Raw genomic sequence first — 19,679 nt, 5'->3', positions numbered from 1 at the left:
AGTGCTAAATGTACTAAAATTAACAAGAAGCGTTCCAAACTGGGTCGTTAGGAGGAGGTGCTAGTATAGTAATGGCTTCTTTTTTTACTGGATGAATAAAAGAGAGTTTTCTTGCGTGAAGGTGAATACTACCATCTTTATTACTACGGTTAAAACCGTATTTTAAATCTCCCTTAATTGGGCAGCCAATAAAAGTTAATTGCGAACGTATTTGGTGGTGTCTTCCTGTTTTTAAATCTATCTCTAGTAAATAAAAATTGTCTAATTTTTTTAGTATCCTATAATCAAGAATGGCTTTTTTACTATCTGTAACTTCTTTTTTATTTGCATAAGATTTATTCTGCTTGGTATTTCTTTTTAACCAGTGGGTTAAAGTGCTTGCTTCTTTTTCTGGTTTGTTTTTTACTATAGCCCAATATGTTTTTTTAGCTTCTTTTTCTGCAAATAGTTTATTTAATCTAGGTAGAGCTTTAGAGGTTCTTGCAAAAACCACAATGCCCGAAGTAGGCCTGTCTAGTCTATGTGCTACACCCAAATATACATTCCCAGGCTTGTTGTATTTTATTTTAATGTATTCTTTAACAACTTCACTTAAAGGTATGTCTCCTGTTTTGTCTCCTTGTACAATATCTCCTGGTCTTTTATTAATGGCAATAATATGATTGTCCTCGTATAGAACTTGTAAATTATTAGCGTTAGAAAGTATTTTTGTAGCCACTAAATTTCTATGTTTTTGTATCTAATGGAAATGAATATAATTAATAGAGCGCCTATGGTAACAGAAACATCGGCCATGTTAAAAATTCCTGTTTTAATGAAACTAAATTTTATTAGGAAAAAATCGGTAACAGAATTGTATAATATGCGATCTATAAGGTTTCCAATACCGCCACCAATAACAAAAGCAAATGCTAATGCAAGTACCGTATTTAATTGTGTTTTTAGTAAGGTTCTGTATAGTAAAACTAATAAAACAAGAACAGGTATTCCTTGTAAAATAATACGTTTAAAAATAGGGGGTAAGTTTTCTCCAAAACCCAACATAGCCCCTGTATTCTCTACATTGGTGAGGATAAAATTATCTCCCAAAACTTGGATGTAATCTTCAGGAATAACATTCTTACGAACTATATTTTTTGAAATTTGGTCGCATCCAATGTTAAGTATTACTACAAGTATTATTAAAATTCTCTTTATTAATTTAGTGAATTGCATAAATTAATATTGTTCCTCATCATTAGGGAAATCTCTACTCTTTACATCGTCTACATAGTTAGATATGGCTGTACTCATTTCTTCGTAAAGATTCATATATCTGCGTAAAAATCGAGGGTTAAATTCATGTGTCATTCCTAATAAATCATGAATAACTAATACTTGTCCGTCTGCATGTTTTCCACCACCAATACCAATAGTAGGTATGGAGATACTTTCAGATACAGCTTTCGTTAATTCTGCAGGTATTTTTTCTACAACAATACCAAAACAACCTATTTTTTCTAGCATTTTAGCATCTTTCATTAATTGTTCTGCCTCTTCTTCTTCTTTGGCTCGTACAGTATAGGTTCCAAATTTATATATAGATTGTGGTGTAAGTCCTAAGTGTCCCATAACAGGAATACCGGCATTTAGTATTTTTTTTATAGACTCTTTAATTTCTTCTCCTCCTTCTAATTTTACAGCATGAGCACCACTTTCTTTCATTATTCGTATGGCAGAATGTAACGCTTTTTTTGGGTCACTCTGGTAGGTTCCAAAAGGCAAGTCTACAACCACAAGAGCCCTATCTATAGCTCTTATTACAGAAGATGCATGGTATATCATTTGGTCTAGAGTTATAGGTAAAGTTGTCTCATGACCAGCCATAACATTACTAGCAGAATCTCCTACTAATATTACGTCTACATTTGCAGCATCTACAATTTTAGCCATAGAATAATCATAGGCGGTAAGCATAGATATTTTTTCGCCATTTTTTTTCATGTCCACTAAGGACTTTACGGTAACTCTTTTATATTCTTTTTTTGCTGTAGACATTCGTATTTTTTTAAGTGTGTTAAAAATAAGGAGATTTGTTCAATTCTATAGAATATAATGTCATTGAAATATTTCGCTTAATTTTAATGCTAACTATTTAACATAAAAGTTATGAAAAAAATAAGCTTTCTTCTGCTCTTTCTGTTTTTTCTTAATATGAGTGCTCAAGATTTGGAAAAAGAAAAGGCAAAGCAAACCGTTTTGGATTTTTTTGAAGCGTTCCATGCACAAGATTCTATTAAAATGAAAGGTTTAGTTACATTAGATGTTATTCTTCAAACTATTGGAAAAAATAGGGAAGGAGAAACAAGAATAAAAACAGAGAATTTTAAGGATTTAATTACTTCTATAGTTAGCATTCCTGATAGTATACCTTTTAAGGAAAAACTACTTTCTTTTGAAATAAAAATAGATGGAGCAATGGCTAACGTATGGGTGCCTTACGAATTTTGGTTCCAAAATAAGTTTCATCATTGTGGTGTAAATTCTTTTCAACTTTATAAAGAAGAAGAGCAATGGAAGATTATTTACCTTATTGACACTCGAAGAGTAAAAGGATGTAGAGAATAATCTATCTAAAATTAAAATAGAAATTAAAAGGAGTTAAAAAGAGGTAGTTTACTTGTTTAACAATCACTTAAATATACCCCTACAGCTAAACCTCCTTCAGAAGTTTCTTTGTATTTAGAACTCATATCTTTAGCAGTTTCCCACATCGTATTAACTACTTTATCTAAAGGTACTTTTGCGTCTTCTGGTTTAGAGCTAAGAGCAAGTTCCGCAGCATTAATAGCTTTTATAGCTCCCATAGAGTTGCGTTCAATACAGGGGATTTGTACCAATCCACCAATTGGATCGCAGGTTAATCCTAAATGGTGTTCCATGGCAATTTCTGCAGCCATAAGAACTTGCTCAGGAGTACCTCCTAGTAGTTCTGTTAGGGCACCTGCTGCCATTGCAGAAGAAACTCCAATTTCTGCTTGACAACCACCCATGGCTGCAGAAATAGTAGCACCCTTTTTAAAAATACTGCCTATTTCCCCGGCAACAAGTAAAAATTGTTTTATGTGCTTAAAATTTGCTTTGTGATTTTCAATTACCATATAGTACATTAAAACAGCAGGAATAACCCCAGCACTACCATTGGTGGGAGCAGTAACTACTCTGCCAAGAGAAGCGTTAACTTCGTTCACTGCTAAGGCAAAACAGCTAACCCATTTTAGAATTTGTCTAAACTTTACTTCTGTATTTCGTATTGTCTCTAACCATTCTTGTGGTGTTGTATATAGTAACTCTCCTTTTAGAGTATTATGTATCTCATAGGCTCTACGCGTTACATTAAGTCCGCCAGGTAGTTTTCCTTCGGTATGGCATCCGGTATGCATGCATTCTAACATAGTATCCCAAATGCGATGCAGTTCTTTGTCTATATGTTCCTTTGTATGAAGAGATTTTTCATTTTCTAAGACAATTTCAGAAATACTTTTATTTTCATTCTTACAAAAGTTTAGTAACTCTGCACCTGTGGTTATGGGGAAGGGAAATTGTCTAAATTTTTCAATATTCTTTTTTGCTTTTTTTAGTTCCTCTTTAACAACAAAGCCTCCGCCAATAGAATAGTAGGTTGCTTTAGTTTTTTTTCCAGAAGCTAAGTGTGCTTCAAAGGTCATACCGTTGGCATGAAAAGGTAAAAATTCTCTTTTAAAAATAATATTTGTTTCAGGAATAAAAGGGAGTGTTACTTCTCCATTAAACTCAATCTGTTTTTCTTCTTTTATTTTAGATACCATAGTTGCAATATTAGGAATGGGTATAAATTCTGGATCCTGTCCAGATAATCCAAGCATTAAAGCGTAATCTGTGGCGTGCCCTTTTCCTGTTAAGGATAAAGAACCATAGATATACACTTTTATGGTAGATACTTGAGAAAAAACATTCGCTTCTTTTAATTCTTTAATCCACTTTTCGGCGGCACGCCAAGGACCAAGGGTATGGGAGCTAGATGGCCCAATTCCTATTTTAAGCATATCAAAAGTACTTATTGCTTCCATAATTCATTTTGTTATAAATACAACTCAACCGGTAAATATACAGACTAATTTCACATTTTTTAGAAAATAATTATATGGATTTTTTACTTATTTTTGGAATATATCCATATTTTTGTATCATGGAAACATTCTCTCATGGTAAAGTTAAAAAGTTAGAAAGGCAGCATATGCCCGAAGTATCTAAACAGACAGGCTTTCCTAGTCCGGCTACACACTATATGGAGCCTAAGATAAGTTTAGAACAAGAATTAATTACGAATAACGATGCTACTTTCTATGTACGTATAGACAGTAATGCTTTAGAAGAGTTTACAATTTTTAAGAATGATGTTTTAATTATAGACCGTTCCTTATATCCAAAAAAAAATAGTTTAGCAATGGTAGTTATAGATGGAGAGTTTAAAGTTATTAGAATTGAATTAGAAGCTAAAGAAAAAGAATTTACACTTTGGGGTGTTATTACGTATATAATACATGCTTGCAAATGATAGCATTAGTAGATTGTAATAGTTTTTATGCTTCGTGCGAGTTGGTTTTTAGACCAGACTTAATAGGCAGGCCAGTGGTTGTGTTAAGTAATAATGATGGTTGTGTTATTGCAGCAAATAAAGAAGCAAAGGCTTTAACAGATATTCCAATGTTTCAGCCTGTTTTTAAAATAAAAAAACAGCTTATAGCAAATAAAGTAGTATTCTTTTCATCAAATTATACGCTATACGGAGAAATGTCGCAACGAGTAGTTAATATATTAAAAACGTTTTCTTCTAAAGTAGAAGTTTATAGTATAGATGAATCTTTTATAGATTTAAGTACCGTTCCTCATGAAGAATTAGAATCTTTTGGGCATCAAATAAAAAACACCATATATAGGTTAACAGGTTTACCAGTAGGTGTAGGTATAGCAAGAACAAAAGTGTTGTCTAAGTTGGCTAATAAAATGTCAAAAAAAATACCAAATAAAAATCATGTTTGTGTTCTAAATTCTGATGATGATAGGGTCAAAGCCTTAAAATGGAGCCCTGTTACAGGTGTATGGGGTATTGGTAAAAAACATAGTGAGCGTGTTATGGCTATAGGTGTTGCTACAGCTTATGATTTTACGCAATTGCCTTTGGCGTGGGTACGTAAAGAAATGACCGTAGTAGGGGAGCGTACTTGGAGAGAGCTAAGAGGGGAGTCTGTAATGGAGTTTGTTACAGAGCCTAAAAAGAAAAAAGCAATAGGAACCGCAAAGTCTTTTGGTAAAAAATTAGAGAGTTTAGATATAATAGAAGAAGTATGCTCTTATTATGTAGGAGAGGTTGCAGAAGTTTTAAGAGCTCAAAATTCTTGCGCGAGCGCTATACATGTTTTTTTAGTGACTAATTTTTTTAGTACCAGAGATAAGCAGTATTCCAATAGTATTACCGTAAAATTAGAAATGCCAACGAATGACACTTTTGTATTAGTAACTGAAGCCAAAAAAGCATTACATCTTATATATAAAGAAGGGTATAAGTATAAGAAGGTAGGGGTAAACCTTCTTGGTATTACTCCAGAAGAATATGTGCAAGGAAATCTATTTAAAATTTCAACAGAATCTAAAAAGACGTTAACAAAGGTGGTAGACGAGCTTAATGTTAAATTTGGGAAGCTAAAAGTGTCTTCGGCATTAGTAGGTACCCGAGTAAAAGAGTGGGAGCTTATAAAAGAAGAACGGAGTCCGCGTTACACAACACAATGGAAAGAAATACTTACATTAAAAGATACATAACGAGTAACTTTAAAATTGTAGTAGTACGTATAAAGCTGTCAGGATTAATTTTTAGGGTAAGGTAAATATAGTTGTAATGACAGTACTAATAGGTTCTTGCTGCTCATTGCTCCTACTTATTAGTGTATAAATGACAACCTGTCAGTTTTTTTTGCTTGGCATATTGTTTGTCATTTACAAATCGATATAAAAAATTGCACTAATAATTTAAAACATATATAATGAGCAAAATTATAGGTATAGATTTAGGAACAACCAACTCTTGTGTTTCTGTAATGGAAGGTAATGAGCCTGTTGTAATCCCAAATGCCGAAGGAAAAAGAACAACACCGTCTGTAATAGCTTTTGTAGAAGGTGGTGAAATTAAAGTAGGTGATCCTGCAAAAAGACAAGCAGTAACTAATCCGCATAACACTATATACTCTATAAAACGTTTTATGGGGAATAAATTCTCAGAGTCTAGTAAAGAAGCTGGTAGAGTTCCTTATAAGGTGGTAAAAGGAGATAATGATACTCCAAGAGTAGATATTAACGGTCGTTTGTATTCTCCTCAAGAACTTTCTGCTATGATTCTTCAGAAAATGAAGAAAACTGCAGAAGACTATTTAGGACAAGATGTGTCTAGAGCTGTAATTACAGTTCCAGCATATTTTAATGATGCGCAAAGACAAGCTACAAAAGAAGCTGGTGAAATTGCAGGCTTAACTGTAGAGCGTATTATTAACGAGCCAACCTCTGCTTCTTTAGCATATGGTATGGATAAGAAAGATACAGACCAGAAAATAGTAGTTTTTGATTTTGGTGGTGGTACACATGATGTTTCTATCCTAGAATTAGGAGACGGTGTTTTTGAAGTATTAGCTACAGATGGAGATACACACTTAGGTGGAGATGACGTTGATCAAAAAATTATTGACTGGTTAGCGGAGGAGTTTAAGGCTGATGAAAATATGGATTTACGTGAAGATGCTATGGCATTACAACGTTTACGTGAAGCTGCAGAGAAAGCGAAGATAGAATTATCTTCTTCTGCACAAACGGAAATTAATTTACCATATGTTACAGCAACAGCTTCAGGACCTAAGCACTTAGTACGTACGTTAACATTGGCTAAATTTAATCAGTTAATAGATGATTTAGTAAAAAGAACCATAGAGCCTTGTGCAACAGCATTAAAAAATGCAGGATTATCTAAGAGCGATATTGATGAGATTATCTTAGTTGGTGGTTCTACAAGAATACCAGCAGTACAAGAAGCAGTAGAAAAGTTCTTTGGTAAAAAGCCTTCTAAAGGGGTTAACCCAGATGAGGTTGTAGCAGTAGGTGCGGCTATTCAGGGTGGTGTTTTAACGGGTGATGTTAAAGATGTATTATTATTAGATGTTACGCCATTATCTCTAGGGATAGAGACTATGGGAAGTGTAATGACTAAATTAATAGAAGCAAACACAACTATCCCTACTAAAAAGTCGCAAGTATTCTCCACTGCTGCAGATAATCAGCCTTCTGTAGAAATTCATGTTTTACAAGGAGAGCGCCCAATGGCAGGAGATAATAAGACAATAGGTCGTTTCCATTTAGATGGTATTCCACCAGCACAAAGAGGAACGCCACAAATTGAAGTTACTTTTGATATTGATGCAAATGGTATAATTAAAGTATCTGCAACAGATAAAGCAACGAATAAAACGCAGGATATTCGTATTGAAGCTTCTTCTGGATTAACGGAAGAAGAGATAGAGAAAATGAAAGCGGAAGCTGAGGCAAATGCTGAAGCGGATAAAGCTGCTAAGGAAACTGCTGATAAGTTAAATGAAGCAGACGGAATGATTTTCCAAACAGAAAAGCAATTATCTGAATTTGGAGACAAAATTTCTGATGCTAACAAGAAGCCAGTAGAAGAAGCTTTAGAAGAGCTTAAGAAGGCGTATGAATCTAAAGATTTAGCGGTTATTACACCAGCTTTAGAGAAAATAAATGAAGCTTGGAAAGGTGCCTCTGAAGAAATGTACAAAGCACAAGCAGAAGCACAGCAAGGTGGAGCTGCTCCTCAAGGAGACGCTGCTGGAGCTGCAGGCGCAGAAGAAGGAGATAATGTAGAAGACGTAGACTTCGAAGAAGTTAAGTAATATAAAATTACTCTATAACTAAAAAGGGACTGATTATCAGTCCCTTTTTTTATGATTATTTATTATCCTTCAAAATCAAAATCATCATCTCCACCTTCTCGATTTCCTCGTTCTCTTTGTTGTTGGTTTTGCTTTTGGTTAAACCTATACCTAAAAGAAAGCGTTATTTGTCTTTCACGTCTTTGAAACTCACTATAGGTTTCTACATTTAATGTGGTAGCCTCTGTTCTTCTTTTACGAGTGTTAAATAAATCACTAACATTTAAGGATAATGATGCTTTGTCTTTTATAACATCTTTGCTAAAACCTAAGTTGGTGCTAAGCACTCCTTTGTATCTATTTTGCGTATTAGAATGTGGCCCTCTGTAAAATAAATTGGTCTGAAAATCTATTTTTGCTGGTAAAGGAATTTTTGCACTTAAGCGTGTAAACCAAGCAAAATTATTAGAATCAAAATTTTGAGTTATAGATTCGTTTAAAAAATTAATATAGGTATAATCCCCTTTGCCAATTTGTTTAAATAAATTTACGTTCCAAGTTAGTCTCCAATTTCTTTTAGGGGTATAGGTAGTAGTTAACTCCATTCCATATCTTGTGTCTGTAGCCAAATTTATTGGAGTGCTTACTTGTACTGGTACTAAAATAGGATTTGCGGCATCGTCTGGGTTTTCAATTTCTACAAAATCGCCTCTTTCTTGCGTAATAAACTGAAATACACCAGTAGAACGGTTGTAATATGCTGAGGTGGTGAAACTAATATTATCCCATCTTTTTAAGTATCCTAAATCAAATGCATTTGTATACGTTGGGTCTAAATCTGGATTTCCTTGAAATAAATTTGTATTACTGGATCTAGAAGGAAAAGGATTTATGTATCTAGAACGAGGTCTTCTTAGTCTTCTACTGTAGCTTAATGTAAATTGTTCTTTTTCAGAAAATTCATATCCTAAAAATAAGGAAGGAAACCAATCTACATATTTTTTATTTGATATGTTATTGGTGTTAACTAGTTCTATGCCAATGTCTGATGCTTCCATTCTTAGTCCACCAAGAATATTAAACTTATTAATTTTTGTACCTAATTGCATATATGCGGCATTTAAATACTCTTTGTAATTTAACTCATTACTAAACTCGGGGTTACTATAGAATATGTTTTGTTCTAAAATTCCAAAATCAAAATCGGTATTAAAATTGTTAAAGATACCCCGATAACCTAATTCTAATTGAGAGCTATTATTTTTCCCAAAAGGCAAAACGTAGTCTAATTGTACTAATTGATTTTTTTGAGATTCGTTATTAATAGTCTGCTCTGTGTCTAATTGGCTATTATCATTTAAAACCACTTCGTTTATTATAGAATTTTCTATATCAATACCTCTAGAATACTGGTAGTCTATTTTTAATTCGTGGCCATCGTTATTAAATTTCTTTAGATAATTAACAGAGTACTGTACGTCTTCTTGTTCTTCTCCTTCATTTGTGTATCTGTTTCTTTGTATAGTGGGGTTTCTATTGGCGTCAAAATTAAAAAAGTCAATATCTACAGTATTATCTCCATTAGATTTTCTGTAGACTAAAGAATTTGTAATACTACTGGTAGAGTCTATAAATAATTCAAAACCAACATTCGTATTAAAACCATCACTTTGCCTGTTGTAATCTCTTATTTCATCTTGAAAGCTAGCGGTAGTACCATTGGGGGCAAAGTTTTCTTGTTCAAAAAGAGCGTTTCCAGGAGAATCTCTATAGCGATAAGATGTGTTGGTGAAAATATTGAAATTTTTTCGTCTTAAGTTGAGGTTTACCGATGCGCCGTTATTTTTTGGATAGCCTGTAAAAACGCTAACGGAGCCATTTAATCCTGTAGTTTTACTTTGTTTAAGAATTATATTTAAAATACCAGCTGTTCCTTCGGCATCATACCTGGCAGAAGGGTTTGTAATAACTTCTACTTTTTCTATAGATTCTGCTGGGAGTTGTTGTAGAGCATCAGAACTTAAACCAGATAGGGCAGAGGGTTTACCATTTATTAATATTCTTACACTTTCGTTTCCTCTTAGGCTAATTGCGCCTTCTTCATCTACGGTTACAGATGGTACATTATCTAAAACATCGGTAACAGAACCTCCTTTCACCGTTAAATCTGACCCTACATTATATACTTTTTTGTCTAATCTTAATTCTACGGTAGTTTTTTCTCCTACAACCTCCACGCCCTCAAGTTGTTCTAAATCTGGAATAAGTTTTATTATTCCTAAATCTTTAGATGCTCTTAAAATTTGTGCTTTTTGTTCGTAAGATTTATAGGATAAGTATTCTATTTTTATATTGTAATTTCCTGGAAAGGTTTCTATGGAAAATTGTCCTTTTTCATTTGTTATGCCTCCTGTAATGCGGTCAGGGTTTCTAACATTTTGAAGAATTAAAGTTGCGTATTCTAAAGGTAAATTGTCGTCTTTGTCTAAAACGGTTCCTGTTATTGTAATTGGGTTACGTTTTTTGCCATTTGGTCTTTGAGCGTTAGAAGTGTAGATTGTAAAAATGGCAAGCAATAACAGGAGTGTTTTTTTCATATCAATCTTTTTTTCGTTTCTTTTTCTTTTTCTTTTTGTTTATTTTTTTTGTCTTAGCAATACCCTTTTTTTGCATTTCTACAAAAGCATCATATTTGTCTTGAGGTAAACCAGCTTTTAATTCTTCATCTTGGTTTTTTGTAATCTTTTCTAGACCCTCACGCATTTGTTCTGGACTTAATTCTAATATTTGCATCTCTATACGTTGTTGCAAATATTTTTTTAGAACAGAACTTAAAACAGCAGTTTCAAATTCATTTAAATTTAATGCCTCCGTAATATTTGGCATTTCATTATCTACAATTTGTGCAGCAGTTTTTGGTTCTTCTTTTTTAGGAGTAGACTCTACCTGCGGAAGATTGTTTCGTTGTCTCCCATATCCACCTCTATTTCCATATCCATAACCACCACCGCCATAGCCGTATTGAGCTTGTAATTCACTTCCTATTAAAAAAAGAACTGCTATTGCTATAAAGCATTTTATGTTAATTTTCATGCTGTAATGTTTTGTTAGATTAAAAAAAACTTAAGAGGTTTAATTGTGTTTAGTTAAAACTTTCTTAAAGTGTTTAATGGTTTTGTTAAAGTTGAATATTCAATAAATGTACCATAATTTATTTTGGATGAAATGAAAAGCTATTTATCTAGCAGATTTGTAATATTTTCTAAAGGACGGCCAATAACTGCAGTATTGTTTTTTATTACAATTGGACGCTCAATTAACTTTGGATGTGTGGCCATGACTTTAATAATTTCGGCATCAGATAAAGATTTTCCTTTATATAGTTCTTTCCAAACGGCTTCGTTTTTTCGAACTAATTCTAGAGGAGAAATTTTTAATTTATCAATTATATCTTTAAGTTCTTTTTCAGAAGGAACATCTTCTAAATATTTTTTAATTGTAAATTCTTTTCCAGAATTTTCTAAAGCTTGTAGTCCTTGTCTAGATTTACTGCATCTAGGATTGTGATATATTGTAATCATTTTTTCTAATTTTCTTCTTCTTTTTGTCCCATCATCATTAAATATGCTTTTAAAAACATATTTATGTCCCCATCCATTACAGCATCTACATTACCTGTCTCTTTTGTAGTACGTACATCTTTTACCAACTTGTACGGGTGCATTACATAGTTTCTAATTTGTGAACCCCATTCTATCTTCATTTTAGAGGATTCTATCTCTTGCCTAGCTTCCATTTTTTTGCGCAATTCTATTTCATATAATTGCGATTTAAGCATTTTTAAAGCAGTAGCTCTATTGTCATGCTGGCTTCTAGAATCGGAACATGAAATTTGTATTCCGCTTGGCTTGTGCGTAAGTTGTACTTTGGTTTCTACCTTATTTACATTTTGGCCACCAGCACCACTAGAACGCGCTGTAGTAATTTCTACATCCGCAGGATTTATGGCAATTTCAATACTATCGTCAACTAAAGGGTAAACATACACAGAAGCAAAAGAGGTGTGTCTTTTAGCATTACTATCAAAAGGGGAAATACGTACTAATCTATGTACGCCATTTTCTCCTTTTAACCAACCAAAAGCAAATTCGCCATCAATCTCTAAAGTAACGGTTTTAATACCAGCAACATCGCCTTCTTGGTAGTTTAGTTCTTTTACTTTGTAACCATTTTTTTCGCTCCACATCATATACATACGCATGAGCATAGCTGCCCAGTCACAACTTTCTGTACCACCAGCACCGGCTGTAATTTGAAGTACAGCTGTAAGTTCATCGCCTTCTTCTGAAAGCATGTTTTTAAATTCTAAATTTTCAAGAGAATCTATAGTTTTTAGGTAATGTGTGTATACTTCCTCTTCGGAAACTTCACCTTCTTTTAAAAATTCTACAAGAACTTCTAAATCGTTAACTAAAGTTTCTGAAGATAAATAATCATCTACCCACTTTTTTTTAGATTGAATAAACTTCATGTGCTCTTGAGCTTCCTGTGCATTATCCCAAAAATCTGGAGCTAAAGTTTTTTCCTGTTCATTTTCTATTTCAATAAGTTTCGCATCAACGTCAAAGATACCTCCTTAACGCACCAAGGCGATCTAAAAGACCTTTGTAATGGTCTGTAGTAATTGTCATTTTAAATAATTTTAAACAAAAATAGCGCTCTTTTTGTTTTAATAGAAAAATTGTAGCGTTTTACTAATGGTTTAAATATAATATTTGTTATTTTTTGTCGCATATTAGTAAATAAAGTAGATTTTTATATATGAATATTAACTTAATAAGTGATACCGTTACCAAGCCTTCTCCAGAAATGTTGCAAGTAATGTTTTCTGCTAATGTTGGTGATGATGTTTTTAAAGAAGATCCTACCGTAAATTTACTAGAAGAAAAAACCGCTAAACTTTTTAATAAAGAAGCAGCATTATTTTTTCCTAGCGGAACAATGGCAAACCAAACAGCTATAAAACTACATACACAACCTGGTGAGCAACTAATTTGTCATGAATATTCTCATATATACAATTATGAAGGAGGAGGTGTGAGCTTTAATAGTGGGGTGTCTTGTAAATTGCTAAAAGGGAATAAAGGTTTTTTTAATGCAGAGCAGGTGGTTAAGGCAATTAACCCTCCAGAGTTTTATCATAGTCCGCTTACAACTTTAGTTAGTATAGAAAATACAACCAATAAAGGAGGAGGAGCTTGTTGGGATATAGAAGAATTAAAAAACATAAAAAAGAAGTGTATAGCTAATAAATTAGCTTACCATTTAGATGGAGCAAGATTATGGAATGCTATGGTGGCAAAGAATGAAAAACCAGAAGAATACGGAGAAATTTTTGATACTATTAGTGTATGCTTAAGTAAAGGTATGGGGTGCCCAGTTGGCTCTGTATTAGTAGGTAGTAAAGAGCAAATGAATAAAGCTTTAAGAATAAGAAAAATTTTTGGAGGAGGAATGAGGCAAGCAGGATATTTAGCCGCAGCAGGTATTTATGCCTTAGAAAATAATATAGAAAGGTTAAAGGAGGATCATAAAAAAGCAAAAGAAATAGGGGAGGTTTTACGTGCATTATCTTTTATTAAAACAGTAGAACCTATAGAAACTAATATTGTGATTTTTGAAATTGATGATGCTTATAAAACTGAAAAAGAATTTTTAGAACAACTCTTAGAGCATGGTGTTTCTTTAATTGGAATGGGAGAAGGTAAATTAAGAATTGTAACCCATTTGGGGTATACCTTAAAACAACATGATTTATTTTTAAAAATACTAAAAACGTTATAATCTTTAAGGGATAGAAAGGATACTTTCTTTAGTGTTGTTAATACCGTTTTCTAATCCGGCTTCAGAATCGTATAGTTTACTTGAACCTATAAGTTGTCCTTTATCATTTTTAAGATTAAAAAGGAACTTACCATCAAAATTAGTTTTTCTTTCAAAAATGAGTTCTTTCTCGTTTTTAGACTTTAGGTTGTTAACAGTCTTTGTTGCTTCTACCTTATCATTAAAGGTAATGCTGTTAAGTAGTATGTTACCACTTTTCGCTTTTAAGTTAAAAGTGTATTTGTTGTTAGCATTTTTTTTTATAGTAATCACCATTGTTAAATTTAGTCATTTAAAGTTATGCTATTTTTCTTCACTTTCAAAAAGGTATTATGAGATTAAATGTTAACCTTTTCTAAATAAAAAATGTAGTTCATCGATGTTTTTTGTGATTTAATCGATTAATATACTATTTTTGACTACAGTTGTCGGTATTTTTTCTGTTAAAAGGTAACTTAGCGATAACTATAGTTTTTAACATTAATTAACACTATTACCATTATGAAAAAAATTTTATTTCTTTTTGCAGTTATGACTGCATCTGTGTCTATGGCACAAGATTTACCAGCAAATCCAGAACCTGGAAAGTGCTATGTTCGTTGTACAACTCCAGATGTTTATGTAAATGAGACTGTTACATTAACAGTTAAGCCAGCTTATAAAGTTTTAAAAACAGTACCTGCAACGTTTAAAACAGTTACAGAAAGAGTAGAAGTTAAAGCTGCTGGAAAAAAATTAACAGTTGTTCCTGAAAAATGGGGAACAGAAACTGTTTCTTATGTGTCTAAAGAAGGAGGTAATACTTTAAGAATTACACCTGCTACTTTTAGACCATCTTCTGAAACTATAGAAATTAAGCCAGCTTACGCACAGTGGGAATTAGGGGCTTCTGCACCTGATTGTGCTTCTGGTAACCCAGATGATTGTAGATACTGGTGTTATAAAGGATACCCTGCAGAGTTTACAACTATAGATACGCAAGTTTTAGGAGCAGACGCTTCTGTATCTAAAACTCCTATTGGATCTAAAAATGCAAGTTATACTAAAAGAGTTCTTATTTCTCCAGCTAAAGTAGTAGAAGAAGTTATTCCTGCAGAATACAAAACAATTACCAAAACAGTTTTAGATAAAGATGCATTTACAACAGAAGAAACAGTACCTGCTGTTACAAAAACTGTATCTAAAGAGGTTTTAAAACAAAAAGGTGGTTTAACTACATGGAAAGAAGTAGAATGTTCTTTAGTAGAATACCAAGCATTACCAATAAGCTGGAACTTAGGAAGTGCAACTTTAACACCTGCAGCTAAAAGTATTATAGATAACCGTTTAATGCCAGTTTTAGCGCAAAACCCAGGTGTTAAAGTTGAGTTAGCTTCACATACAGATGTTAGAGGTTCTGCTGCTAATAACAAAGCCCTTTCTGAAAGAAGAGCTAAAGCAGTTGCAGATTACTTAATTACAAAAGGAGTTAATTCTAGTTTATTAGTAGCTAACGGTTACGGTGAAACTAAAACTAAGAACAGATGTAAAGAGGGTGTTTCTTGTACAGAAAGAGAGCACGCTGTTAACAGAAGAACTGAATTTAGATTGATTAACAACTAAATTTTAGTAACCAACCAAAAAAAAAGAGCCTCCGAAAGGAAGGCTCTTTTTTTATTTTATATCGTTTTGTTAAAGATTATTTTTTAATAAATCTAAATGGTATTTTACTTCTCCATTCATGGCATAACCAGAGTACTCATCTAAAACAGCTCCTTTAGAATTTATGATTTTAAGTAAAGGAAAAACGCCTTTTTTATTAAGCTTAGGTAATAACTCTTTATTATGGTTATATTGTTCTTTAGATAGTAAATCCTGATTTCTAGGCATATCTATGTACAACAATATATAATTATCTGCTAAACTTTTAAATTCAGAAGTTTCAAATAAATCACTTTTTAACATTTTACATGGAGGACACCAGTCGCTGCCAGTAAAATATATTAATACATTTTTGTCTTCCTTTTTAGATTTTTTTAAAGCCTTATCATAATTAGTTAGCCATTTTGCATCTGCAGAATCCTCTATGGTAGATTGTGCGCATAGTAATACAGGAAATAATAATAAAAATAAAAAACGCTTCATATTCTATCTTTTTTAAAGTTTAATACAAAAAACTTGCCATTTTATTTAAATAACGAATCCATTCCCGGAATATTGGGCATACCATCTTTTGCAACAGCAGCAAGTTCGGTTTCATTTACCTGGGTTGCTTTTGCTATCGCTGTATTTATAGTAAGTATAAGGTAGTCTTCTAATTGTTCTTTATCTTGTAATAAACTATCATCTATAGTTATCTCTTTAAGAACTCTGTTAGCAGTAATAGTAACATTTAAAAGATTATCCGTTGAACTTTCTTGAAGTGTAACAGTATCTAGCCTTTTTTTTGTGGCTTCTACTTTAGCTTGGGTTTCTTTTAATTTACCCATCATTCCCATCATATCTCCAAACATGTAATTTGTTTTTATTGTTAGTAACTCCAAAATTACTAAAATGATTGGATTTATAATTTTATTTAAGAAATGTATAAGAAATTAGATTTTTAAATAGTATTACTTTTGCATCTTTCTTTTTAAAATGAAATAGATACGTATGGCTAAAGTTAATATTCCAACAGTAAAAAAAATACCTAAAGAATTAATTAAACATGATGATGTTAGGATAGATAATTACTATTGGTTGAATGATAAGGAGGATAAAGATGTTTTAAAATATTTAAAGGATGAAAATTCTTATTATGACTCTTTAACAGCGCATACAAAAGATTTTCAAGAAGAACTCTTTTTGGAAATGAAAGGAAGAATAAAGGAAGATGATTCTTCTGTACCATATAAGAAAAATGGTTATTGGTATGTAACTAGGTATGAAAAAGGAAAAGAGTATCCTATATTTTCTAGACATAAAGAGACTTTAGACGCTGCAGAAGAAATTATGTTTAATGGCAATGAGATGGCTAAAGGACATGAGTATTTTAAAATTGGAGGAATATCTATAAGCCCAGATAATAATTTAGCTGTTTTTGGAGTAGATACTGTTTCTAGAAGGCAGTATACGTTACAAGTTAAAAATCTTGTGACGGGAGAAATTTACGCAGACAAAATAGAAGATACCACGGGAGGAGCTGTTTGGGCAAATGACAATAAAACCTTTTTCTATACTAAAAAGGACAGTGTTACATTGCGTTCCGATAAAGTATACAAGCATACTTTTAATACAGATACAAAAGAAGATGTTTTAGTTTTTCATGAAAAGGACGATACTTTTGGGGTTGGCGTGTACAAGACAAAATCTAAAAAGTATATAGTGATAATCTCTTACAGTACATTAACTACCGAGATGCGAACCTTAAATGCAGATACTCCAGGGGGAGAGTTTGTAATTTTTTCGCCTAGAGTTAGAGGTTTAGAATATTCAATTTCTCATTTTGAGAATTGTTTTTATGTGTTAACTAATAAAGATCAGGCAACCAATTTTAAACTTATGAAAGTTAGTGAAGAAAAAACTTCTCATGAGTATTGGCAAGAATTTATACCACATAGAAAAGAAGTGCTTTTAGAAGATGTAGATATATTTAAAGAGTACTATGTTTTATCTGAAAGAGAAAACGGATTAAATGCTATTAAAATTATAAGATGGGATAACACAAATAGTTATTATTTACCTTTTAATGATGAAACGTATACTGCATACGTAGGCACAAATCCAGACTATGATACTTCTATTTTAAGATATGGGTATAATTCTATGACAACACCAAGTTCGGTTATAGATTTTAATATGGATACCAAGGAAGAAGTGGTGCAAAAAGAACAAGAGGTGTTAGGAGGTAAATTTTCTAAAGAAAATTATATTTCTAAAAGAATTTGGGCAACTGCAAGAGATGGGGTAAAAGTGCCTATGTCTATTGTATATCATAAAGATACCAAGATACATGAAGACACTCCTGTTTTACAATATGCTTATGGTTCTTATGGATCTACTATAGACCCGTATTTTTCAAGTATACGTTTAAGTTTATTAGATCGTGGATTTATATTCGCAATTGCACATATAAGAGGAGGGGAGTATTTGGGAAGGCAATGGTATGAAGACGGTAAGCTCCTTAAAAAGAAAAATACGTTCACAGATTTTATAGATTGTTCTAAATACTTAATAGAGAATAAGTATACAAGTAAGAATCATTTATATGCAATGGGTGGTTCTGCAGGGGGCTTGTTAATGGGAGTTGTAATGAATATGGCTCCAGAATTATATAATGGTATAATTGCATCGGTGCCATTTGTAGATGTAGTAACAACGATGTTAGACGATTCTATACCGCTAACAACAGGAGAGTATGATGAATGGGGTAACCCTAATGATAAGAAGTATTATGATTATATGAAAGACTATTCTCCTTATGATAATATTACAAAACAAAAATATCCTAACATTTTAGTAACAACAGGGTTGCATGACTCGCAAGTACAATATTTTGAGCCTGCAAAATGGGTAGCAAAGCTTAGAGAGTTAAAAACAGATTCTAATATTTTAATTTTTCAAATTAATATGGATGCTGGTCATGGAGGAGCTTCAGGAAGGTTTGAATCTCTAAAAGAAGTAGCCCAAGAATATGCATTTATATTAGATTTAGAAGGGAAAACGCCAAAAAGTCAAAAAAAATAGTAATTTTGTAGCTGAATTTTGTTAAAAATATATTTTGACTAGTTCATGAACTTAGAAACCATTTTATGGAAAATAAGATAAATGCTTATAATAATATCCTAGAGTTAGTAGGAAATACCCCCCTTGTTAAGCTTAATAAAGTAGCTAAAGACTTTACAGGTAATTTTTACGCTAAAGTAGAATCTTTTAATCCAGGACATTCTTCTAAAGACCGTATAGCTAATCATATAATTGAAGAAGCAGAACGTAAAGGTATATTAAAAAAAGGAAGTACAATAGTAGAAACAACCTCTGGTAATACAGGATTTAGTATTGCTATGGTAAGTATCATAAAAGGTTATAAATGCATATTAGCAGTTAGTTCTAAATCTTCTCCAGATAAGATAGATATGCTAAGGGCAATGGGAGCAGTTGTGTACGTTTGTCCAGCTCATGTAAGCGCAGACGACCCACGTTCTTATTACGAAGTTGCAAAAAAAATACATAAAGAAACAAAGGATTCTGTATATATTAACCAGTACTTTAATCAGTTAAATGCAGATGCGCATTACAAATCTACTGGTCCAGAAATTTGGAACCAAACAAATGGAAATATTACTCATTTAGTGGTTTGTAGTGGAACTGGAGGTACAATTTCTGGAACGGGAAAATATATAAAAGAGCAAAACCCTAATGTAAAAGTTATTGGAGTAGACGCTTACGGTTCTGTTTTAAAAAGTTATCATGAAACAGGAAAGGTGGATCAAGAAGAAATTTACCCTTACAGAATAGAAGGATTAGGAAAAAACTTAATTCCTACTGCAACAGATTTTTCGGTAATAGACAAATTTATAAAAGTTACGGATGAGGAAAGTGCACATATGGCTAGGACTATAGCTAAAACAGACGGTTTATTTGTTGGCTATACTAGTGGGGCTGTTATGCAAGCTGTAAAACAGTTGAGTAAGGAAGGGGAGTTTACAAAAGATAGTAATGTTGTTGTAATTTTTCCTGATCATGGATCGCGTTATATGAGTAAGGTGTACAGCGACCAGTGGATGGAAGCACAAGGCTTTTTAAACAAGCAGGCTGAAGAACAACCACAAGAAATACAATTTATTAAATAACAAGAAACTTTAAATTATATAAAAGCAGCAACTTTTA

19 protein-coding genes are annotated in these 19,679 nt (G+C 32.5%); 8 read left to right on the top strand and 11 right to left on the bottom strand.

Annotation, left to right across the window (positions count from 1 at the left end):
• Nucleotides 1-19 precede the first annotated feature (19 nt).
• The 3 genes from Q0820_RS06955 to panB are packed head-to-tail and all read right to left on the bottom strand — an operon-like array spanning nucleotide 20 to nucleotide 2,037.
• On the bottom strand, nucleotides 20-718 hold the full coding sequence (locus tag Q0820_RS06955; RefSeq protein WP_298486382.1) for an RluA family pseudouridine synthase: 699 nt from the start codon (nucleotides 716-718) through the stop codon (nucleotides 20-22).
• The gene (gene lspA, locus Q0820_RS06950; protein WP_298486380.1) at nucleotides 718-1,215 is read right to left on the bottom strand and encodes a signal peptidase II; all 498 of its coding nucleotides are present in this window, start codon (nucleotides 1,213-1,215) and stop codon (nucleotides 718-720) included. Before lspA ends, Q0820_RS06955 begins: the two co-directional genes overlap by 1 nt.
• A gap of 3 nt (nucleotides 1,216-1,218) precedes the next feature.
• On the bottom strand, nucleotides 1,219-2,037 hold the full coding sequence (gene panB / locus Q0820_RS06945) for a 3-methyl-2-oxobutanoate hydroxymethyltransferase (protein ID WP_298486378.1): 819 nt from the start codon (nucleotides 2,035-2,037) through the stop codon (nucleotides 1,219-1,221).
• Nucleotides 2,038-2,148: 111 nt separating this feature from the next.
• Between panB and Q0820_RS06940 the strand changes: the two genes are divergently transcribed.
• A complete protein-coding gene (locus Q0820_RS06940; RefSeq protein ID WP_298486376.1) occupies nucleotides 2,149-2,607 on the top strand; it encodes a nuclear transport factor 2 family protein in 459 nt (152 codons plus the stop codon).
• Nucleotides 2,608-2,663: 56 nt separating this feature from the next.
• Here the strand turns inward: Q0820_RS06940 and Q0820_RS06935 are convergent, their stop codons facing one another.
• Nucleotides 2,664-4,088, bottom strand: a complete 1,425-nt coding sequence (locus Q0820_RS06935) for an L-serine ammonia-lyase (protein ID WP_298486374.1) — start codon at nucleotides 4,086-4,088, stop codon at nucleotides 2,664-2,666.
• Between the two features lie 74 nt (nucleotides 4,089-4,162).
• Here Q0820_RS06935 and Q0820_RS06930 point away from each other — a divergent pair, with 74 nt between their 5' ends.
• The 3 genes from Q0820_RS06930 (at nucleotide 4,163) to dnaK (ending at nucleotide 7,970) form a co-directional block, all read left to right on the top strand.
• Nucleotides 4,163-4,576, top strand: a complete 414-nt coding sequence (locus tag Q0820_RS06930) for a S24 family peptidase (protein WP_298486372.1) — start codon at nucleotides 4,163-4,165, stop codon at nucleotides 4,574-4,576.
• Nucleotides 4,573-5,841 carry a Y-family DNA polymerase gene (locus Q0820_RS06925; protein WP_298486370.1) on the top strand — a complete coding sequence of 423 codons (1,269 nt, stop codon included), beginning with the start codon at nucleotides 4,573-4,575 and terminating at the stop codon, nucleotides 5,839-5,841. Before Q0820_RS06930 ends, Q0820_RS06925 begins: the two co-directional genes overlap by 4 nt.
• A gap of 221 nt (nucleotides 5,842-6,062) precedes the next feature.
• Nucleotides 6,063-7,970 carry a molecular chaperone DnaK gene (gene dnaK, locus Q0820_RS06920; RefSeq protein ID WP_298486368.1) on the top strand — a complete coding sequence of 636 codons (1,908 nt, stop codon included), beginning with the start codon at nucleotides 6,063-6,065 and terminating at the stop codon, nucleotides 7,968-7,970.
• A gap of 62 nt (nucleotides 7,971-8,032) precedes the next feature.
• Here dnaK and Q0820_RS06915 read toward each other — a convergent pair whose 3' ends face one another.
• From Q0820_RS06915 to prfB, 4 genes are all read right to left on the bottom strand, one after another.
• The gene (locus Q0820_RS06915) at nucleotides 8,033-10,546 is read right to left on the bottom strand and encodes a TonB-dependent receptor (RefSeq protein WP_298486366.1); all 2,514 of its coding nucleotides are present in this window, start codon (nucleotides 10,544-10,546) and stop codon (nucleotides 8,033-8,035) included.
• A gap of 1 nt (nucleotide 10,547) precedes the next feature.
• Nucleotides 10,548-11,042, bottom strand: a complete 495-nt coding sequence (locus Q0820_RS06910; protein ID WP_298486364.1) for a hypothetical protein — start codon at nucleotides 11,040-11,042, stop codon at nucleotides 10,548-10,550.
• Nucleotides 11,043-11,182: 140 nt separating this feature from the next.
• Nucleotides 11,183-11,530 (bottom strand): arsenate reductase (glutaredoxin), encoded by a 348-nt coding sequence (gene arsC, locus Q0820_RS06905; RefSeq protein ID WP_298486363.1) that lies wholly within the window; start codon nucleotides 11,528-11,530, stop codon nucleotides 11,183-11,185.
• 5 nt (nucleotides 11,531-11,535) lie between these two features.
• A protein-coding gene (gene prfB / locus Q0820_RS06900; RefSeq protein ID WP_298486362.1) for a peptide chain release factor 2 occupies nucleotides 11,536-12,640 on the bottom strand; the annotation gives its coding sequence in 2 pieces (ribosomal slippage) (nucleotides 11,536-12,573 and nucleotides 12,575-12,640; 1,104 coding nt in all).
• Nucleotides 12,641-12,770: 130 nt separating this feature from the next.
• Between prfB and Q0820_RS06895 the strand changes: the two genes are divergently transcribed.
• On the top strand, nucleotides 12,771-13,793 hold the full coding sequence (locus Q0820_RS06895) for a GntG family PLP-dependent aldolase (protein WP_298486361.1): 1,023 nt from the start codon (nucleotides 12,771-12,773) through the stop codon (nucleotides 13,791-13,793).
• 3 nt (nucleotides 13,794-13,796) lie between these two features.
• On the opposite strand, the gene Q0820_RS06890 is transcribed toward Q0820_RS06895, so the two are convergent.
• Entirely contained in the window at nucleotides 13,797-14,105 is a 309-nt protein-coding gene (locus tag Q0820_RS06890; protein WP_298486359.1) for a YegP family protein, read from the bottom strand.
• 228 nt (nucleotides 14,106-14,333) lie between these two features.
• On the opposite strand from Q0820_RS06890, the gene Q0820_RS06885 reads away from it, so the two are divergent.
• Complete coding sequence (locus Q0820_RS06885; protein ID WP_298486357.1) at nucleotides 14,334-15,434, top strand: OmpA family protein; 1,101 nt, start codon at nucleotides 14,334-14,336, stop codon at nucleotides 15,432-15,434.
• Between the two features lie 69 nt (nucleotides 15,435-15,503).
• On the opposite strand, the gene Q0820_RS06880 is transcribed toward Q0820_RS06885, so the two are convergent.
• Nucleotides 15,504-15,956 (bottom strand): thioredoxin family protein, encoded by a 453-nt coding sequence (locus tag Q0820_RS06880; RefSeq protein WP_298486356.1) that lies wholly within the window; start codon nucleotides 15,954-15,956, stop codon nucleotides 15,504-15,506.
• 41 nt (nucleotides 15,957-15,997) lie between these two features.
• A complete protein-coding gene (locus Q0820_RS06875; RefSeq protein ID WP_298486354.1) occupies nucleotides 15,998-16,324 on the bottom strand; it encodes a YbaB/EbfC family nucleoid-associated protein in 327 nt (108 codons plus the stop codon).
• Between the two features lie 139 nt (nucleotides 16,325-16,463).
• Here Q0820_RS06875 and Q0820_RS06870 point away from each other — a divergent pair, with 139 nt between their 5' ends.
• Together Q0820_RS06870 and Q0820_RS06865 are read left to right on the top strand one after the other, a co-directional pair.
• Complete coding sequence (locus Q0820_RS06870; protein ID WP_298486352.1) at nucleotides 16,464-18,536, top strand: S9 family peptidase; 2,073 nt, start codon at nucleotides 16,464-16,466, stop codon at nucleotides 18,534-18,536.
• Between the two features lie 65 nt (nucleotides 18,537-18,601).
• Nucleotides 18,602-19,642 (top strand): PLP-dependent cysteine synthase family protein, encoded by a 1,041-nt coding sequence (locus Q0820_RS06865; protein ID WP_298486350.1) that lies wholly within the window; start codon nucleotides 18,602-18,604, stop codon nucleotides 19,640-19,642.
• Nucleotides 19,643-19,679 lie beyond the last annotated feature (37 nt).

This window comes from uncultured Maribacter sp. (assembly GCF_947495965.1).
Lineage (GTDB): Bacteria > Bacteroidota > Bacteroidia > Flavobacteriales > Flavobacteriaceae > Maribacter_B.
The sequence above is the reverse complement of the archived record's forward strand: the minus strand, read 5'-3'. Positions and strand labels throughout refer to the sequence as shown.